The organism is Helicobacter pylori, assembly GCF_017594925.1.
Classification (GTDB): Bacteria; Campylobacterota; Campylobacteria; order Campylobacterales; family Helicobacteraceae; genus Helicobacter; species Helicobacter pylori_DP.
The window spans coordinates 12915-31487 of the sequence record NZ_JAALNT010000002.1 but is presented as its reverse complement, the minus strand read 5'-3'; the positions used below and the strand labels follow the sequence as shown (position 1 = coordinate 31487).

Annotated in this window: 16 protein-coding genes and 4 pseudogenes; 7 read left to right on the top strand and 13 right to left on the bottom strand. The window is 38.6% G+C overall.

The features are described 5' to 3' along the window. Window positions 1–22 precede the first annotated feature (22 nt). Both lon and G6069_RS00995 read left to right on the top strand, forming a co-directional pair. Complete coding sequence (gene lon, locus G6069_RS01000) at window positions 23–2512, top strand: endopeptidase La (RefSeq protein ID WP_197293102.1); 2490 nt, start codon at window positions 23–25, stop codon at window positions 2510–2512. A gap of 8 nt (window positions 2513–2520) precedes the next feature. Continuing rightward, window positions 2521–3348, top strand: coding sequence for a prephenate dehydrogenase (locus G6069_RS00995; protein WP_197293101.1), 828 nt, complete (start codon window positions 2521–2523; stop codon window positions 3346–3348). 356 nt (window positions 3349–3704) lie between these two features. On the opposite strand, the pseudogene G6069_RS00990 reads toward G6069_RS00995, so the two are convergent. After that, window positions 3705–4100 (bottom strand): annotated as a pseudogene (locus G6069_RS00990) (DNA/RNA non-specific endonuclease); the annotation flags it as partial. Here G6069_RS00990 and G6069_RS08080 point away from each other — a divergent pair. Beyond that, window positions 4063–4470, top strand: a pseudogene (locus G6069_RS08080) (restriction endonuclease subunit S); the annotation flags it as partial. The pseudogenes G6069_RS00990 and G6069_RS08080 sit on opposite strands and share 38 nt — an antisense overlap. Before the next feature lie 7 nt (window positions 4471–4477). On the opposite strand, the pseudogene G6069_RS07910 reads toward G6069_RS08080, so the two are convergent. The 3 genes and pseudogenes from G6069_RS07910 to G6069_RS00975 form a co-directional block, all read right to left on the bottom strand. Next, window positions 4478–4561 (bottom strand): annotated as a pseudogene (locus G6069_RS07910) (type II methylase); the annotation flags it as partial. Between the two features lie 12 nt (window positions 4562–4573). After that, window positions 4574–4777, bottom strand: a complete 204-nt coding sequence (locus tag G6069_RS00980) for a hypothetical protein (RefSeq protein ID WP_001900028.1) — start codon at window positions 4775–4777, stop codon at window positions 4574–4576. Further along, a complete protein-coding gene (locus G6069_RS00975; RefSeq protein ID WP_197293100.1) occupies window positions 4777–5649 on the bottom strand; it encodes a class 1 fructose-bisphosphatase in 873 nt (290 codons plus the stop codon). Before G6069_RS00975 ends, G6069_RS00980 begins: the two co-directional genes overlap by 1 nt. 70 nt (window positions 5650–5719) lie before the next feature. On the opposite strand from G6069_RS00975, the gene rpe reads away from it, so the two are divergent. Both rpe and G6069_RS00965 read left to right on the top strand, forming a co-directional pair. Then, window positions 5720–6373, top strand: a complete 654-nt coding sequence (rpe, locus tag G6069_RS00970) for a ribulose-phosphate 3-epimerase (protein WP_197293099.1) — start codon at window positions 5720–5722, stop codon at window positions 6371–6373. After that, window positions 6351–7214: a 3'-5' exonuclease gene (locus tag G6069_RS00965; RefSeq protein WP_187869028.1), complete on the top strand. Its 864-nt coding sequence runs from the start codon at window positions 6351–6353 to the stop codon at window positions 7212–7214. The genes rpe and G6069_RS00965 overlap by 23 nt, the downstream gene beginning before the upstream one ends. Window positions 7215–7434: 220 nt before the next feature. Here G6069_RS00965 and G6069_RS07905 read toward each other — a convergent pair whose 3' ends face one another. The 7 genes and pseudogenes from G6069_RS07905 to G6069_RS00930 all read right to left on the bottom strand — a co-directional run bounded on the left by G6069_RS07905 (window position 7435) and on the right by G6069_RS00930 (window position 13025). Then, on the bottom strand, window positions 7435–7758 hold the full coding sequence (locus G6069_RS07905; RefSeq protein ID WP_231627791.1) for a hypothetical protein: 324 nt from the start codon (window positions 7756–7758) through the stop codon (window positions 7435–7437). A gap of 69 nt (window positions 7759–7827) precedes the next feature. Beyond that, entirely contained in the window at window positions 7828–8418 is a 591-nt protein-coding gene (locus tag G6069_RS00955; RefSeq protein WP_197293098.1) for a hypothetical protein, read from the bottom strand. Then, window positions 8408–8643: pseudogene (locus G6069_RS00950) on the bottom strand (hypothetical protein). The gene G6069_RS00955 and the pseudogene G6069_RS00950 overlap by 11 nt, the downstream one beginning before the upstream one ends. A 319-nt stretch (window positions 8644–8962) precedes the next feature. After that, window positions 8963–9259 (bottom strand): hypothetical protein, encoded by a 297-nt coding sequence (locus G6069_RS00945; protein ID WP_000539097.1) that lies wholly within the window; start codon window positions 9257–9259, stop codon window positions 8963–8965. Between the two features lie 18 nt (window positions 9260–9277). Then, the gene (locus G6069_RS00940; RefSeq protein WP_197293097.1) at window positions 9278–10585 is read right to left on the bottom strand and encodes a putative RqcH family protein; all 1308 of its coding nucleotides are present in this window, start codon (window positions 10583–10585) and stop codon (window positions 9278–9280) included. Further along, on the bottom strand, window positions 10582–12156 hold the full coding sequence (locus tag G6069_RS00935) for a DNA repair protein RecN (protein WP_197293096.1): 1575 nt from the start codon (window positions 12154–12156) through the stop codon (window positions 10582–10584). The genes G6069_RS00940 and G6069_RS00935 overlap by 4 nt, the downstream gene beginning before the upstream one ends. Before the next feature lie 14 nt (window positions 12157–12170). Then, a complete protein-coding gene (locus tag G6069_RS00930; protein WP_231627790.1) occupies window positions 12171–13025 on the bottom strand; it encodes an NAD(+)/NADH kinase in 855 nt (284 codons plus the stop codon). Between the two features lie 186 nt (window positions 13026–13211). Here G6069_RS00930 and G6069_RS00925 point away from each other — a divergent pair, with 186 nt between their 5' ends. Beyond that, window positions 13212–13940 carry an outer membrane protein gene (locus G6069_RS00925; RefSeq protein WP_197293094.1) on the top strand — a complete coding sequence of 243 codons (729 nt, stop codon included), beginning with the start codon at window positions 13212–13214 and terminating at the stop codon, window positions 13938–13940. 10 nt (window positions 13941–13950) lie between these two features. On the opposite strand, the gene G6069_RS00920 is transcribed toward G6069_RS00925, so the two are convergent. Further along, entirely contained in the window at window positions 13951–15681 is a 1731-nt protein-coding gene (locus G6069_RS00920; RefSeq protein ID WP_197293093.1) for a DUF262 domain-containing protein, read from the bottom strand. 118 nt (window positions 15682–15799) lie between these two features. Further along, a complete protein-coding gene (locus G6069_RS00915; RefSeq protein WP_197293092.1) occupies window positions 15800–16942 on the bottom strand; it encodes an alanine dehydrogenase in 1143 nt (380 codons plus the stop codon). Between the two features lie 199 nt (window positions 16943–17141). On the opposite strand from G6069_RS00915, the gene G6069_RS00910 reads away from it, so the two are divergent. Further along, on the top strand, window positions 17142–18569 hold the full coding sequence (locus tag G6069_RS00910) for an amino acid permease (protein ID WP_197293091.1): 1428 nt from the start codon (window positions 17142–17144) through the stop codon (window positions 18567–18569). Window positions 18570–18573: the final 4 nt, after the last annotated feature.

The window sequence follows — 18573 nt, the reverse complement described above, 5'->3', positions numbered from 1 at the left end:
ATTTATAACAGAGAGATGAAAAATGACTGAAGATTTTCCTAAAATTCTGCCTTTATTGGTAGAAGAAGACACTTTTTTATACCCCTTTATGATAGCCCCTATTTTCTTACAAAATAATGCGAGCATCAAGGCGGTGGCTTACGCTAAAAACAACAAATCATTAGTCTTTATTGCATGCCAAAAAGACAAATTGAACGATAATGAAGCCCCTTATTATGATGTGGGGGTGATAGGCTCTGTCATGCGTGAAGCCAACATGCCTAATGGGCGCGTGAAATTGCTCTTTAATGGCATCGCTAAGGGGCGTATTTTAGAGCCTGCCAAAGAAAACGAGCAAGGCTTTTTAGAAGCTCAAATAAGCCCCATTGAATATTTAGAATACGATAAAGAAAACATTCAAGCGATCGTGGAAGTATTAAAAGAAAAGGTGATCACTCTAGCCAATGTGAGCTCACTCTTCCCTCCGGATTTGATTAAGGCTTTAGAAGACAATGACGATCCTAACCGCATCGCTGATTTAATCGCAGCAGCTTTGCATTTAAAAAAAGATCAAGCGTATTCTCTTTTTGCCAACAACAACACCGAACAGCGCTTGTTGGATTTGATTGATATTGTGATAGAAGAGACTAAAACCCAAAAGCTCCAAAAAGAAATCAAGTCCAAAGTCCATCAAAAAATGGAGCAAACCAATAAGGAATATTTCTTAAAAGAGCAGCTCAAACAAATCCAAAAAGAACTTGGCACAGACAAACAGCGAGATGAAGATTTAAACCAATACTACCAAAAACTAGAAAGCATCAAGCCTTTTTTGAAAGAAGAAGCGTTTAAGGAAATCAAAAAGCAAATTGACCGACTGAGCCGAACCCATGCGGATAGCTCTGATAGCGCGACTTTACAAAATTACATTGAAACCATGTTAGATGTGCCTTTTGGGCAATATGAAAAAAAAGCGCTTGACATTAAGCATGTCAAAGAGCAACTAGATAACGATCATTATTCCTTAAAAAGGCCTAAAGAGCGTATTGTAGAATACTTTGCCACCATGCAGCTTTTAGAAATGCGCCACAAGAAAAAACCAGAAAAAAAAGACAAAGCTAAAGGCACGATTTTATGCTTTTATGGGCCTCCTGGCGTGGGTAAAACGAGTTTGGCTAATTCCATCGCTAAAGCGATAGAGCGCCCTTTAGTTCGGATCGCTTTAGGAGGATTAGAAGACGTGAATGAATTAAGAGGGCACAGACGCACTTATATAGGCTCCATGCCCGGGCGCATTGTCCAAGGGCTTATTGAAGCCAAAAAGATGAATCCAGTCATGGTTTTAGATGAAATTGATAAGGTGGATCGGAGCGTTAGGGGCGATCCAGCGAGTGCTTTATTAGAGATCTTAGACCCTGAGCAAAATATCGCCTTTAGGGATCATTACGCGAATTTTAGCATTGATTTGTCGCAAGTGATTTTTATCGCTACCGCTAACAATATTGACAGGATTCCGGCTCCTTTAAGAGACAGAATGGAATTTATCAGCGTGTCCAGCTACACGCCTAGCGAAAAAGAAGAGATCGCTAAAAACTACCTCATCCCCCAAGAATTAGAAAAGCATGCCTTAAAGCCTAGCGAAGTGGATATTAGCCATGAGTGTTTGAAACTCATTATTGAAAAATACACCAGAGAAGCGGGCGTTAGGGATTTACGAAGACAGATCGCAACGATTATGCGTAAAGTGGCTTTAAAATACCTAGAAGATAACCCGCACAAAAAAGGGCGAACCAAAAAAAGCGAAGATAAAAAAGGCGGAAATGAAGAAAACGAAAAAAGAGGTGAGAGTAAAGATTTTTGCGTCTCTATCACGCCTGATAACCTTAAAGAGTATTTAGAACGCATGGTGTTTGAAATTGACCCCATAGATGAAGAAAATAAAATCGGTATCGTCAATGGTTTGGCATGGACTCCAGTGGGCGGTGATGTGCTTAAAATTGAAGCGGTCAAGATCAGGGGTAAGGGGGAATTGAAACTCACCGGGAGTTTGGGCGACGTGATGAAAGAATCCGCCATTATTGCCTTTTCTGTTGTCAAAGTCTTGTTGGATAACGAAACCTTAAAAGCACCCAAAATCCCTAGCGAGGCCGATGCAGAGAATAAGAAAAAGAAAAAAGCGCTGAAAGTTTATAACGCTTATGATTTGCACTTGCATGTCCCTGAGGGGGCTACGCCTAAAGACGGCCCAAGCGCTGGGATCGCTATGGCGAGCGTGATGGCGAGCATTTTGTGCGACCGAGCTACAAGAAGCGAAGTGGCGATGACGGGCGAATTGACTTTGAGCGGGGAAGTTTTACCCATAGGGGGATTGAAAGAAAAATTGATCGCCGCTTTTAAAGCCGGCATTAAAACCGCTCTCATTCCTGTTAAAAATTACGAAAGGGATTTGGACGAGATCCCTAATGAAGTGCGAGAGAATTTAAACATCGTTGCGGTGAAAAACATCGCTGAAGTGTTAGAAAAAACCTTACTTTAGAATTTGGCATGAAAGCAGGCATTATTGGTTTAGGGCTTATGGGGGGGAGTTTAGGGCTAGCCTTGCAAGAATGGGGGCGTTTTAAAAGCGTTACAGGCTATGATCATAACGCTTTGCATGCTAAATTGGCTTTGACTTTGGGGCTTGTAGATGAATGCGTGGAATTTGAAAAGATTTTAGAATGCGATGTGATTTTTTTAGCCATTCCAGTTGAGGGCATCATTGAATGTTTGAAAAAAATGACTTCTGTTAAAAAAAGTGCAACGATTATTGATTTAGGGGGGGCAAAAGCGCAAATCATTCACAATATCCCTAAAAGCATCCGTCAAAATTTCATCGCCGCGCACCCCATGTGCGGGACAGAGTTTTATGGCCCTAAAGCGAGCGTTAAGGGGCTGTATGAAAACGCTTTGGTGATATTGTGCGATTTAGAAGATTCAGGGACCAAGCAAGTAGAGATCGCTAAAGAAATCTTTTTAGGCATTAAGGCGCGCTTGATTAAAATGAAATCTAGCGAGCATGACACCCATGTGGCCTATATCAGCCATTTACCCCATGTTTTGAGCTATGCGTTAGCCAATAGCGTTTTAAAGCAAAACGATCCAGAGATGATTCTATCTTTAGCGGGTGGGGGTTTTAGGGGCATGAGCCGTCTGTCTAAAAGCTCGCCTTTAATGTGGAAAGATATTTTCAAACAAAACCGAGACAATGTCTTAGAAGCGATTGAAAAATGCGAAAAAGAAATCGCGCAAGCTAAGGCTTGGATAGAAAATAACGATTATGAAAGCCTTGCAGAATGGATGGCGCAAGCGAACAAACTCCAGGAGTTCATGTAAAATAATTTAAAATTTTGCATATTGTTGTTTTTAGGGGTGCGAGAAGCGAAATGGGGTATTTGGATTGTTTTTATGGATTATAGGCTGTTTCAATTATAGGCTGTTTCATATGGACAGCATGGATTTACCCAGCAAACCAGCAAACAACCCTAAGAGATCATCTTAAACCCAGATCTATTGTTGTGTTTGCCATAATTGTAATAATAATTTCATCTCATTTCTCCAACGCCTATAAAACCCTTATCGCTTCTAATAAAAAACCAATTTTAGCCGTTTAGAAATTTGTTTTCTTAAACCTTTTATCCAAAATACCGGTGTTTTTACGAGTATTTTATATTGGTATTTTAAGGGCAGTTTCAATACTTCTTAGCGTTGTTAAGATACTTAGGCAATTCATTCAACTCAGTGTTTTTATTGTTCTTAAAAACCACTTGCTTTTCAACCCGCTCATATTCTTTACAATCTCTTCTCATTTCTTGTAAGGGATAGTTTTGGTTATCATTAGGGATATAAAAGCATTCGCTTTTAGCGTTTTCATAGCTATCCGTTAGGCTTGTATCATAGTGGTACCAAAATCCGCTAGGGATAGCGATATTCTTAGAACTAAAAGTCCTATAACCTTGTTTGATGATGGTGAGTTCTTCTACTAAAACTTGATGGTATTTCCTAGCCAAATTACGGCCCTCTTTTTCTACCAATAAAACAGAATGCCTGTTGGTGTTTTTGGCTTCAGGGGTGATATTAGTCATTCTTAAAGAGATAGCTACAACAAATCAAGGTTTTCAATCGCTAATACCATTAGAAAAAATCAATAATGAATTTTTATACTATTTAATTTTAACACTAAAAAATAAATTATTAAAGTTGGCAAGTGGTAGCACTTTTTTAGAAGTTAGCCCAAACAAAATTAAAAATTTATTAATCCCCCTACCCCCTCTAAACGAACAAATCGCTATAGCTAACATTTTAAGCGATTTGGATCGTTATCTTTATAATTTAGACGCCCTCATTCTTAAAAAAGAGAGTGTTAAAAAAGCTTTAAGCTTTGAACTATTGAGCCAAAGAAAACGCTTGAAAGGCTTCAATCAAGCTTGGCAAAGAGTGAGACTTGGGGATATTGCCAACTATTTAATAAATCCAAACAAAATCGCGCGATTTTGGGGTGGGTGTAAAAAGCGTCTAAATTCTTTTGCAAGGTAGCATTACTAGCCATTTTAATCCCATTTTAGTTGAAATCAAACCCGCCAGCTTCGCCTAAACTCATGCTCTCATAAGCCGCATCCACATAGCTGTTGCGGATCTCGCATTTTAAAACCTTCTCGCATTTCAAGCAACTCGCTACTTGCTTTTCTTCTTGGCATGCTTGTAATTTCAAAAGAGCGTCATTAAAACGCTCTTCATATTCTAATTTTTTAGCGCTATTTTGCATCATTCTCCCTTTAAATATTTTTCTAAAATCTGAGCTTCATGCGGGCTGGCTAAATAGCATTCGCTTTTTTCATGGTAGCTTTCCACGCTTTGTTCTAGCAAACGCTTTTTAACCCCCTTATCAAAATAAAACGCTTCCCCTTTAGCTTTTTCAATGATCAAGGCTAAAGGAAAGACTTCAAAAAGCTTTCGCAATTTCTTTTGCGGGTAGGAAAACATTCCGCCCTTTTTAACCAACACATGATGGACATCAGCCACCATAGATCCTGAATATCGCAAGCGGTAATTTTCTGCAAAAAACCCTTCTAAAGCCTTTTTTAAGCCCAAAGAAAAATCCTTTTGATTGCCTCCGCTAGCGACGATTTTACCCTTATTTTCTAAAACGATGGTTTCTATAAAATGGAACTTGTTCTGATAAAAAGCGTAACGATAAACCTTGTCTAAAGCCACCACTAATTCTATTTTATGCCCAAAAACCACATAAAGGCTTGCGACTAGATTTTGCGCCTTATAATCCTTTTCATAAACCCCTATAATCGTGCCTACTAAGAAATTCGCTTCCATGACTGAACTCCCATCTAAGGGGTCATAAGCGATCAGATAAGAGCCGTTTTCTTTAGTAACGGGCATTTCTTTTTCTTCGCTAAAAACGCTTTTGACATTCTCTAAACTCAAAAAGGTCTCTTCTAAAAATTTATCCAGGGCTAAATCCGCTTTAATAGGCGTATCCCCGCTGCTGTTTTCTAACTTAGTGTAACTCCCAGCGTCCGGCTTTTCTAAAATCTCTTGGGCTTTTTTAACCCCTTTTTCTAAAAGATTGATGATTTCTATAACGATGTTCGCATGCTTGCATTTAAAATGTTTGTAATCCATAAAAACCCTTTTATGATTTGATTAAAGATGCTAATATTTTACTTCAAAACATTGAAAATAGGGAAGTATTTTGAAAGTAGCTCCGAGCCTTTTGAGCGCTGATTTTATGCATTTAGCCAAAGAGATAGAGAGCGTGAGTAACGCTGATTTTTTGCATGTGGATGTGATGGATGGGCATTATGTGCCTAATTTAACCATGGGGCCTGTGATCTTAGAGAATGTTACTCAAATGAGCCAAGTGCCTTTAGACGTGCATTTAATGGTAGAAAACGCGAGCTTTTTTGTGGGATTATTCGCCCCTTTAAAACCGCAAATCATCAGCATTCATGCAGAAAATGAAAAACACCCCCACAGGGTGTTGCAACTCATTAAAAATTCAGGCATCACGCCAGGCGTTGTTCTAAACCCCCACACGCATGAAGAGAGTATTAAATACTTACTAGAAAGCGTGGGGCTAGTGCTTTTAATGAGCGTGAATCCAGGCTTTGGTGGGCAGAAGTTTTTAGATCTGGTGCTAGAAAAATGCCTGAAAGTCAAGGAATTGATCAAACGCTACAACCCGAGCTGCCTTTTAGAAGTGGATGGGGGCGTGAATGATAAAAATATCTTTGAACTCCAACAAGCGGGCGTGGATGTGGTGGTTTCAGGGAGTTATATTTTTAAATCTAAAGATCGTAAGCTGGCTATTAAAGGCTTACAGAATGCCAATAAATCTCTTGCATAAAGACATTCAAGCCCTAATCGCTCGCTTAAAGCACCAGGATTTAAGCTTGGGCATGCTAGAAAAATCGCTCTCTCGCCTTATTTATGATGAAATCAATTTGGAATATTTAAAAGCATGCGGGCTTAATTTCATAGAAACGAGCGAAAATTTAATCACGCTCAAAAACCTTAAAACCCCCCTTAAAGATGAGGTTTTTTCCTTTATTGATTTAGAGACCACCGGCTCTTGCCCCCTAAAACATGAGATCTTAGAAATCGGGGCCGTGCAAGTGAAGGGGGGGGAAATTATTAATCGTTTTGAAACCCTTGTGAAAGTCAAAAGCGTTCCTGATTATATCGCTGAGCTTACAGGCATCGCTTATGAAGACACCCTAAACGCCCCAAGCGCGCATGAAGCTTTGCAAGAATTGCGGCTTTTTTTAGGCAATAGCGTGTTTGTGGCCCACAACGCTAATTTTGATTACAACTTTTTGGGGCGTTATTTTGTAGAAAAATTGCATTGCCCCTTATTAAATTTAAAGCTTTGCACTTTGGATTTATCCAAACGCGCCATTTTGTCCATGCGTTATTCTTTGAGCTTTTTAAAAGAGCTTTTAGGGTTTGGCATAGAAGTCAGCCACAGAGCCTATGCGGACGCTTTAGCGAGTTATAAACTCTTTGAAATATGCCTGTTAAACTTGCCCAGCTACATCAAAACCACAATGGATTTGATTGATTTTTCCAAATGCGCTAACACTCTTATCAAAAGACCCCCAAGAGCCAGACACCAAGAGACTCCACCGCCGTTTTCTCTTTTTGAAAGGACAAAGGGTTTGTTCAATATCATAAAAGCGACCAGTTAAACGAAAGCTGTTTAATGGGGCTTGGTTAGGGGCGAAATTTAAGTATATCTATTTGATACTTTTGAATATTGCCTAATATCTTTACTTTATCGGCTACTTCGCACTCATCGTATATCTTTTTGTATTCTTGTATAACATTGACTTCATTGTTATTTAAATCTTTCATACTCATGCAACGATTATACCAAGATAAGCCCTTGTTGGTGTGGGATTATTGGTTCTACTTCTTTTGCTTGGCTTTTAGCTGTGCTACTTCTTTTTCTAGCTTTTTAACTTTCTTCACTAGTGCCAAAATAGTATCGCCACTTTCTTTTATCATAACCGAATTTAGTGTAGACATTTCGTGGTTCTTTTTAATTTCATTGGTCATCATTACCATAGCATTCATTACCTCTTTTATTCTTTTATCCGTATTGATAATGGCCTCAACAATTGTTTTTTTGTAAATGGGCTCACCCTCTGTTGTATAACCAAAAATATAATCGCTAGCAAACGCTAACGCCCCCATTACTACTAAACCTAAACAAATCGCTTTAATTTTCATTTCGTTCTCCTCCACTGTTGTTTTGCTCTCTTTTGCTACACAAGCTAAATTAGTGCCTAAATAGCCATATTAACATGGGGGGTTGCTCGTAACATAGCAGTCTTTAAAGATTGTCTGCGTTGGATTATTTGTATCAAATACGATCTGCTTGCCCTCCACTACATTGCTTCTTAAAGACACTTTTTGCGAACCAAGACTTTCCACGCCAGTCGTTTCTAAAGTGTAGTACTGATTGGTTTTATCCCAACTGATAAATTGCCTACTTGCTTGCCCTAGAAAACTTAAATCGCATGGTAAGAATAATTCCACGCCGCTGCCTATTTCGGCTACATAGCTTGTCTGCGTTGGGTGCAATGTTCCATTTTCATTTGTAGCAAGCTTGCCAATAAAAATACCATTTAGAATCTCATTTGTTTCTATAGGCGTTTCACTAATCTCTAATATATCTTGATCTATTCTTGCCAAACTGCTTTTTAGTGTGGCACTGATTTTGAGTGTTATCGGTTGCCCTACTAGTAAAGTTTCACTAGTGTTATTGACTGCAGTGAGTAAATTATCTAAATATTTTTGATGCGTTAAGAAACCTGCGATTGGTTTATTAGTTATCTCTGAATTAAAATGCCAATTATAGTTAGTTGTTGCATTAAAATTAAATCCCATATTTTACTCCTTTTAAATTTTTTTCAAGGCTTATGCTATCTCTAAATCTTACCCATCCATTTACATCGGTATAGCGTTTGCCTTGTGTCTCTTTTCGTATCCTTTTTCACTCTCATCGGCTTTGACTTTTTTATAATCAAAAAAATTCGGTATGCCTTTGTTTAGATAGCGATAATCATCCACTAAACATGGGCTGATACTTTTTTCTTGTAACGCTTGTTTCATCTTGTTATCCTTTAAGTCTAGTATGTTTAATTTGGAATTGTCAATTGAATTTCTGTCTTTTTTATCCCAAAAGAGCGTTTCATAGTCCCCTTTAGAGAGCCTTTGCTATACGCTTTTAAAGTTATAGCTTCCATTGACATAGGTTCTACAATATCATAAATATAATAGTAAGTCAACATAAAAAATATTTTTATTGTTTAAATTATTTTAATAGCAGAAAAAAAGTATAAATACAATAATTAAGTAAAACCTACACCAAGTTTTACTTAAACCAAATTAGAAAAATCCGCTTAAGTTATCTTGACCCTTTAGTTTGACCCTACCCCACAATATCCAGCAAATGCTCTTCATGCCACAATTCAATTTCTTCTTCTTCCAAGCCAAACGCCTTAGCCCTTTGGCTGTTTGGATAGCGGTTTTTAGAGCCTTCTTTAGGGTCTTTATCGCTAATGGCTTGCATGTTTTCTAACGCCCTTGTTTCTTGGGCTAATTCAAGCTTACTTTGAAAGCTTTGCGCTAAATCCAACATATCACTTCTTGCACCCTGTTGGATAGCAGAATTTAAAGGAGCGTTTTGGTTGATATAAGTTACATTGCCTAAAGCGGAAACACCCATGCTAACCTCCTTAAGTGTTTAAGTGTCCTTTAGACTAATAGTTCGGTATTTTGAGTAAATGACATTAGCTCCTTTGATGATTTTGACAAATTTTCGTTGCGTGTAGTCAATTTCGTAACTATTAAATGCGTCTTTTTGCATTTTAATCAACATTTTGGCTAATTCCATAATGACCTCATCTTTGGGCGTATTCTTTTGGCAAAAAACGATCAAATGCGATCCAGGAATATTTCTTACATGCATCCACAAATCATTCGCTCTTGCGTCTTGTAAAAGCTTGATATTCTCTTTTTGGTTTTTCCCTAAACCGATTTTAAAATCCTTATAATACAGCACTTCATACCCGCTCATCGGGCGTTTGATTTTAGAATTTTTAAAGGGCATAAACATTTCTAAAACGCTTTCTTCTTGCGCTCCTTTAACATAATTAATTTGACTTTCCTTAAAAGCGATTTTTTCTTTTAGATTCTCTTCTTCTAAATACAAGAATTGCGATTTTTGTTTCTTTTTTTTACTGAGAGTGAATTTTTTATTGATAAAAGCGTTTAAGGGCATGCTCTTATCAATTTCAATCGCGCACTCCTTATCTTCAAAATCCTTTAAAACCACGCGACTTTCATGCTTATGGATTAAATGCTGGTAAGTGAGCAACAATGAGGCTTGAGTTTGCAATTCTTTCGCTTCCAGCTGTAAATTTTTAGGATCTTCTAGTTTTTCTAATTTTTCTTTCAAGCGTTCTTTTTGAATATTTAATCGCTTGATGATTTGATTTTTTTTGTGTTCTAATTCTTTGTGCTGATAGGATAAAAAATCTTTTTCTAAAATGTCTAACAATCCCTTAAAACCCAAATCCTCTTCTTGATGCTCGTAAATATTAGGAGGCAATGCCCCTAAAATATCGTTTTTAACGACCCTGTCATTAAAACGAAAGGCTTCTATCACGCATTTTTCTTGATCTAAAATCATGAGATTGGCTTTTTTAGGGATCATTTCTAAACGCAAAATAAAATTTTCACTCTTATAGGCTAAATCTTTAACGCCCTTGATTTCTAAAATCCGATCATTATCAATGATGCTTGCTTGTAAAATTTTGGCGTTTTTAGTGAATTTATTCAAACAAAAATCTAGCGATAGGGTGTTTTTTAAAACGCTCTCTGGGGGTTTTTTAGACAAACCGATATAAGGCGCATTCAAATCTACAACAAAGGCGTGTTTTTCTTTAGAAAAAGTCTCTAATAAAAAGCTAGACGCATTCAAGCGTTTGAGGCTAAAATGCGTTTGAGCGTTTAAAAATTCGCTGAATTTCTTTAAAAGAAAAAATTTCATTCTTGCGCCTTTAATTTTTCCTTAGCGAAAGAAATTGCGCTCTCTATATTCTCGCTCCCCCCTATCATGCGCGCGATTTCTAAAACCCTTTCTTCGTTACTAAGGGTTTTTGCAAGGCTTTTGTGGTTTTCTTTAAACACCAAAATATGGTTTTTAGCGAGCGCTGGGATATGGACTTGGTGCGAAATGGCAAAGATTTGCGAATGGCTACTCAAGGTTTCAAGGGCTTTAGAGACCGCCAAACTCTCTTCACCGCTCAAATTAGAATCCATTTCATCTAACACCAACACGCCTTTAAAATCCTTTAAAAACTCCATTTCTAAAAGCATGAACGCCAGCCTCAAACGGCTGTATTCCCCAGAGCTTAAAGTCTCTAATTGGGAATTTTGTAAATGTAAAACGAGTTTTTGAGCGCCTTTTTCGCTCATGGGAGCTTCTTCTAAAACCAAACTAGGGCTTTTTAAGAGCAAATCTTTCGCTTTAGCGCTTAAAAGAGCGTTAAAACCGGCTAAATACTCTTTTCTAAAGCCGCTTATTTCTTCGCACAATTTCAAGCATTCGGCTTTCAATCGCTCTATTTCTTTGTGGTAAGTTTCGCAATGATGGTCAATTTCTTTTAGGTTATGCAATCCGTTTTTAACATGCCCTAATCGTTCTTTAGCATGCATAATGCTCCCATAATCCTTAATGATCCCGCTTAGCATGCCAAGCCTTTCTAGCACTTTTTCAATATCCAAACGCTCGCACTCTTCTAATTTAGCCTGCTCTTTTTCCAATAGAGCGCTCGCTTCTAATAAAGCGCTTTTTAAAAACTCCGCGCTATGGCCCACGCTCTCTAAAGCATGCGTGATTTTGTGGGTATTTTCTAGCACCTCTAATGCCAGAGCGATTTTATCGTTCAATTTTTCCTTACTAGAGAGCAATTTTTTCTGCTCTAAAAGGCGTTCGTATTCATCTTCTTTTAAATCCAGCCTCTCTAATTTCATTTTTTCAAAATTCAAACGCTCTTCTAAATCCTTTTGGAAACGCTTTTTATCCTCTAACGATCGCCTTTCTTTTTCTAGCTTCTCTAAATGGGTGAATTTTTCTTCAAGCACGCCTAAAAGGGGGCTAAACGCCTTGTTTTTGTTTTGGATATAGCCATCTAATAAGGAGAGCATTAAAATATCGTTGAGTTCATTCTGGCTGAATCTGTCGTTAGACAAGCGTTTGATCAAACCTTTTAATAACGCTTTGAGCGTGTTTTTAGACAGGCTCGTTTGGTTTAAAAAATAGCGCGTTTTTTCTTTTTTAATCACGCTGATGACTAAGGGTTCATGCTCATCTTCTCTAAAAATGCCGTATTCTTCCGTGTCTAAAAAAGGCGCGATCAATTCCACTTCAATGCTTGAAGCGTTGCTCTCTTTAAGCCCAAACGCCCCTAAAAGGCTCGCAATAAGAACGCTTTTTCCCACCCCACTAGCCCCACTAATCGCGCTCAAGCCATCTTTAAACTCTAGATCCAATTTTTCAAAAACAGCGTTTTGACGCACTTTTAAGCGTGTGATTTGAGCGTTATTGAAATCTCGCATTGTTTTTTACCCTTTTATCTTTTTTTGCTAGGGCTTTCCCCCCATAATAGCTTTTCTTTAAGCACTTTAAAATAATCCCTTGAATTTTTTTGCAAGAGTTTGGTGGTGGTGGGGCTTTTTTGAATGTATAGAGGTTGGTTGGCTTTTAAATCATAGGTGGCTTGCCCATCAATGACTACAAGAGCGTCCTCATGAGCGCAAAAATTCAAGCAAAATTCCGCTCCTAGCACTAAAGGGCGTTGCGTTAAAGAAAAATCGCACAAGGGCGTTAAAATATAGCTCTGGCTTAAGGCATGCACAATAGGCCCATGAGCGCTCAAATTATAAGCGGTCGAGCCTAAGGGCGTGGCAATGATAAGCCCATCGCCTTTATAGGTGTTAAAGGGCGTATGGCCCGCACATGCTTTGATGTCTAAAACCCCTAAAGCTTTTTTTTTAGCGATCACGATTTCATTGATCGCATAAAAAGAGATTTTTCCAATACGGCCCTCTAAAGCCAGATGCTCTTCTAATTTGATCCTGTTTTGCTTGAGATCTTGTAAGAAATCTTTCAAACCGTTCAATTCAACCGCGCTCAAAAACCCTAAATTCCCAATTCTCACCCCAAAACATGGCTTGTTGTAAGAATGCGTCATTCTTAACGCCCCTAAGATCGTGCCATCGCCCCCTAAACACAAAAACGCATCAGCTTTTTCTATCAATCGTGCATCTTTTGCCCCATCAAGGCTATCAATCATAAAGCTTTCAAACCCTTCATCTTCTAAAAGCTTTAAAACCCATTCTTTAGCCTGCTCTAGCTCGTTAAAAAGAGGGTTTTGATAATGGGTGGGCCGCACAAACACGCCGATAGTTTGATGTGAATCTTTCATGTGTATATTGTAGCTTAAAGCTTGAAACAAAATTTTAAAAAAGGGGGTTTTAATTGCTTTTTTATCATCTTGTGTAAAGTTCATGAAAAGTTTTTATTGTGGTTAATGTTTCATTTTTTAAACTTTTTTAATTGTTTTTTGGGTATTCTTTTTAAGTAACAAAAAATTATTTTTAAGGAATCACACATGAAAAAATTTTTTTCTCAATCTTTATTAGCTTTGATTGCTTCTATGAACGCACTATTAGCCATGGATGGCAATGGCGTGTTTATAGGAGCGGGTTATTTGCAAGGACAAGCGCAAATGCATGCGGATATTAATTCTCAAAAACAAGCCACTAACGCTACTATCAAGGGCTTTGATGCGCTTTTAGGGTATCAGTTTTTCTTTGGGAAATACTTTGGCTTACGCCTTTATGGGTTTTTTGACTACGCTCATGCTAATTCTATTAGGCTTAAAAACCCTAATTATAACAGTGAAGCGGCGCAATTGGCGGGTCAAATTCTTGGGAAACAAGAAATCAATCGCTTAACGAGCCTTGCTGATCCTAAAACCTTTGAGCCAAACATGCTCACTTATGGGGGGGCTATGGATTTAATGGTTAATGTCATCAATAACGGCATCATGAGTTTGGGGGCTTTTGGTGGGGTGCAATTAGCCGGTAATTCATGGCTTATGGCGACGCCAAGCTTTGAAGGCATTTTAGTGGAGCAAGCTTTGGTGAGTAAAAAAGCCACTTCTTTCCAATTTTTATTCAATGTGGGGGCTCGTTTAAGGATCTTAAAACATTCCAGCATTGAAGCGGGCGTGAAATTCCCCATGCTAAAGAAAAACCCCTATATCACTGCAAAAAATTTGGATATAGGGTTTAGGCGCGTGTATTCGTGGTATGTGAATTACGTGTTCACTTTCTAGGGGCATATCCCTAGAGTGCTAGCACGCTCTCAATTTTTTGAATCAACTCTTCTTTTCTTTTTTCTAAGCTTTTGGGCGTCCATTCTGTGTAGCGGCACACATCGTTTTTAGTCATATCATAGCAAGTCATCACCTTAAAAGTTTTCTTATTGTCTAGCATGATAGTTTTCCCCATGTAGATTTCTTTTTTCTCTTTGAAATCTTGGTTTAAAGCTTGGTTTAAAGCTTGGCTTAAAGCTTTGGTGTTTTTCTTGACCCCTAAAAGCGTGAGGTTGGCTAAAGAATGCGTGTATAATTCTCTTTCTTCTTCGCTAAAGTCTTTCACCCACTGGCTTGAAGGATCGGGGTTTTGGGGCAAAATGCGTTCAACATGCAAATCGTCATCCATTTTAATATAAGCGGGGTTGGCGTTATCGCTCATGAAATATTCCACTAAAATAAGAATGGGTTTGACCCATGAATTTTTTTTAGCCGTTTTACCATTGATAAAGTAGAATTTCGTGTATAAATGGTCATCTTCTAGGTTTTCCTTAAAGTGTTGTGTTACATTATTATTATCTAAATATTTTTTTACAATAGAAGCGATGCTCTCCACGCTTTCATTCTCTTTTAAGGCTTTAATGATGTTGCAACAAGTTTGGCTGCGTGTGGAGCTTGTCTGCCCTGCAACCCAATCTTGGTAGTAAAACTTGACTAACAATTCCTTTAAAGCCTTTATGTCTTGATCGCTATAGCGGTGTAACAAACTGGTACACAAAATAACATATAAATAATCATCGTCTTTATACGAGAGCAAATGAGCATGCCGATCTTGCATTTCCAATACTTCGCAATAAGCGTTGTAAAAATCTTCTACGCCCTTAAGGTATTCTAAGGGGGTTTTGTTAAGCTTGTTAAACCAAGTAACAAGCCTTTTATCCGTTTTTTCTTTAGAAGTTACCGGATTGAGATAGGTTAAATACCAGCTGAATAAGGTTTCTATCTTTAAATCATTGTCCGAGCATTTTTGATGCAGATCATTCCAACGAGACACAAATTCTTCTCGCTCATGCTCTTTAGCGTGTTTTAACAATTCCCCCTTAAAAATATCCGTCGCATTCAAAGCCAAACCCCTAGCGTTTAAAACATTAAAAATCCTTAACGCCTTGTCTGCATCGGGGCAAGTGATGGTGATAAAGACGACCTTAAAATACAACCACTCAATGAAATCGTTAATGTCTTCAATTTCTTTTTTTCTAAGGTAGTTTTTTAAACAGATCGCATTTTTTAGGTAATTATTCTTATTGTTGCTTATGGGAACATCATTGAAAGAAGTTAAGGCGTATTGAAAATCTTTTTTAGAATTAAACCCCATAGCGTTAAAATTCAACCGATCTTTTTTCCCATACTTAGTAATCAAGCTTTCTTGCAAATAGTCTTTGCTCTCTTCGGTTAAACGCTCAGAATAGAGGGTGGCTAAAACTTTTGCCAGCAGAATGAAAGTGCTTAAGCGTTGCTGGCCATCCACAATATCATAGGTTTTGGCTTTTTTAGGATCTTCGCTGATTAGAATTAAAACTAATGAGCCGCAAAAATAATCGCTTTCTCTGTCATCTTCATAATTGAAAAACAAATCGTCTAAAAGCTTTTCGCAGTTTTCTTCTGTCCATTGATAAGGGCGTTGGTAGATTGGGATTTGATAGTAGAGTTCGTCTTTTAAAATATCCCTTAGGTTGAGATCGTTGCTTTCAATTTTTGCCATAAAAACCCCTTGTATTGTTTAGGGTAGATTATAACATTAAAAAGTGTTTTTTTTTTTTTGAAATATTTCCACACATTAAGACGCATGGTTTATCGCCATGCTCTTTTTAAAGCTCGCTTCAAAGCTCCTTTAAAATCTCTAAAGGCGATTTGAACGCCAGATTGAAAGTTTTAGCGATGCCTTCTTGAGTGATATAGCCGTTATAAGCGCTCAAGCCTCCAAGGGTGTTTGCCACGATTTTAGCGTTGGCTGTTAAAAAACCTTTTAAGCCATGCTCTAAATAATACAACAAATACGGCACGCTCGCATGGCTATAAGCCGTAGAACTCGTTTTAGCGACAATCCCTGGCATGTTCGGCACGCCATAATGCAACAAATCCTCTTCCACATACACCGGGTCAGAATGGCTTGTCTGGCGTATGGTCTCTATACACCCCCCTAAATCGCAAGCCACATCTATCACTACCCCTTGTTTTTGCATGTATTTTAAATGCCTTCTTAAGATCACTTTAGGGGTTTGGCTCGCTGTAACTAACACCGCTCCCACTAGCCCCACCGCTCCATTTAAAGCTTGAATGATATTGGCTTCATTCACGCTTAAAACTTCTAAATCATACAAATGGTAATAGGGGTGGTTTTGCAATTTAGCGTAGTCTAATTCTAAAATCGTTACTTTAGCCCCCATTTGGCTTAAGACTTTCGCGCTCTCCATACCAACCACACCGCCCCCAACCACGACAATTTTAGCCCTTTGCGTGCCCGATAAACCCCCTAGCATGACCCCCTTACCCATAAACCCTTTAACATGCTCTAAAGCCAGTAAATAATGCTGGACTAAATGCGCGGCCAACCTCCCAGCCACCACGCTCATAGGCGCTAAAATAGGGTAGTCGTTTTTAGGCCCGGCAATGGTTTCAGTGCAAATAGAAGTGATTTTTTTATCTATAAACATTTCGCACAAGCTTTTTTGATACGCTAAATCCAAATAACTAAACAGAGCCGCTTTTTCTTTTAGTAAAGGGTATTCATGCTCTAAAGGCTCTTTGCATTTGACCACCAAATCCTGCCCCCACGCTGTTTTAGAATCCACGATTTTAGCCCCCACGCTTTCATACGCTTCGTTACTATAACCGCTATTAGCACCGGCTTTATTTTCCACTAAAACCTCCACGCCCTTTTGAATGATTAGCGCCACATCATCAGGCACCAAAGCCACTCGTGATTCTAAATCCATGCTTTCTTTAACTAGCCCAATAGTCATGTTAATCCTTTAAATAGTAGTGTCAGCTATGATTATACTCACTCCATTAAACGATTGGGTATCTTTCTTTTAAAAAGCTAAATAGTCTTACTCTTTTACACAATGAAATTAATTTTGTTTGTTATTCATTTTCTTATTATTTTGTAATCGTTGGTTGGGATTTAAAATATAATTCACTTAACGATTAAAGGATGCGTTTATGAAAGACAACACAACCTTAAGTAGGGACATTGGCTTCAACCAATTGATGATGATCGCTTTAGGGGGGACGATTGGCACTGGGCTTTTTGTAGGCACAGGGGGGAATATCGCTAGTGCGGGCCCTTTAGCCACGCTTTTAGCGTATTTGATTGGAGGGATTATTGTCTATTCTATTGTTTTATCTTTAGGGGAATTAGCGAGCGTGTATCCCACTACAGGGAGTTTTGGGGATTATGCGAGCCGTTTCATTAACCCAAGCACCGGGTATATGGTCTTTTGGATGTATTGGCTGAGCTGGGTTTTAACCGTGGCAGTGGAATACATTGCCATAGGCTTGCTTATGCAACGATGGTTTCCGACTGTTCCTGTGTATGTGTGGGTCATCGCATGCATTGCGCTTTTATTTCTATTGAATTTCTTTTCGGTTAAAATTTTTGCCACAGGCGAATTTTTGCTCAGCACCATTAAGGTTTTAGCGGTCTTTGTGTTTATCATGCTCGGGTGCATTGGCATTGTTTATTCGTTTTATTTGCATGGATTTGAAGGCGTGTTTGCTAATTTCTATTTTAATGGGGAGACTCAAGGGCTAGAAAAAGGCTTTTTCCCTAAAGGAGTGGGGGCGTTCTTTGGGGCGATTTTAGCGGTGATTTTTGCTTACACGGGCACAGAGATTATCGGCGTTGCAGCAGGAGAAACTAAAGACGCGAAAAAAGTCATGCCTAAAGCGATTAAGGCGACTTTATGGCGGATCGTGTTTTTCTTTTTAGGGGCGGTGTTTGTGGTATCGGTGTTTTTGCCCATGACGGATAGCGGTTTGACGCAAAGCCCTTTTGTGAGCGCTTTAGAAAAAATCCCCTTACCCTTTTTGGGCGTGGGTATCCCTTATGCAGCAGATATTATGAATTTTGTCATCGTCACTGCGATTTTATCCACCGCTAATTCTGGGTTATACGCTTCAGGGAGGATGATTTATGGCTTAAGCCAAAAAAAGATGTTTTTCCCTCTTTTTGCTAAACTTAACGCCTCTGGCACGCCCACTTATGCTTTATATTTATCTTTAGGGGTTACACTTATTGGCATGCTCACCGAAGCGTTTGCACCAGAAAAAATCATGGCAAGCTTGATCAATGTGGTGAGTTTTATGGTGATTATTGTATGGATCAGCATCAGCGTAGCGCAATACCGCTTCAGGAAAGAGTATCTGGCTTTGGGGAAATCCTTAAAAGATCTGCCTTATAAAGCCCCCCTTAATCCCTTAATCCAAATCATTGGCATCAGCGGGTGCTTGGTGGGGCTTATAGGGGCGTATATGGATGCGAATGAACGCATTGGAGGGTATCTTACGCTAGTGTTTATGGGGCTTTGCTATGGGGCGTATTATTTGAGTAAGGACAAATGGGGCTATCAGCAAGAAAAAGGAATTTAAAGGA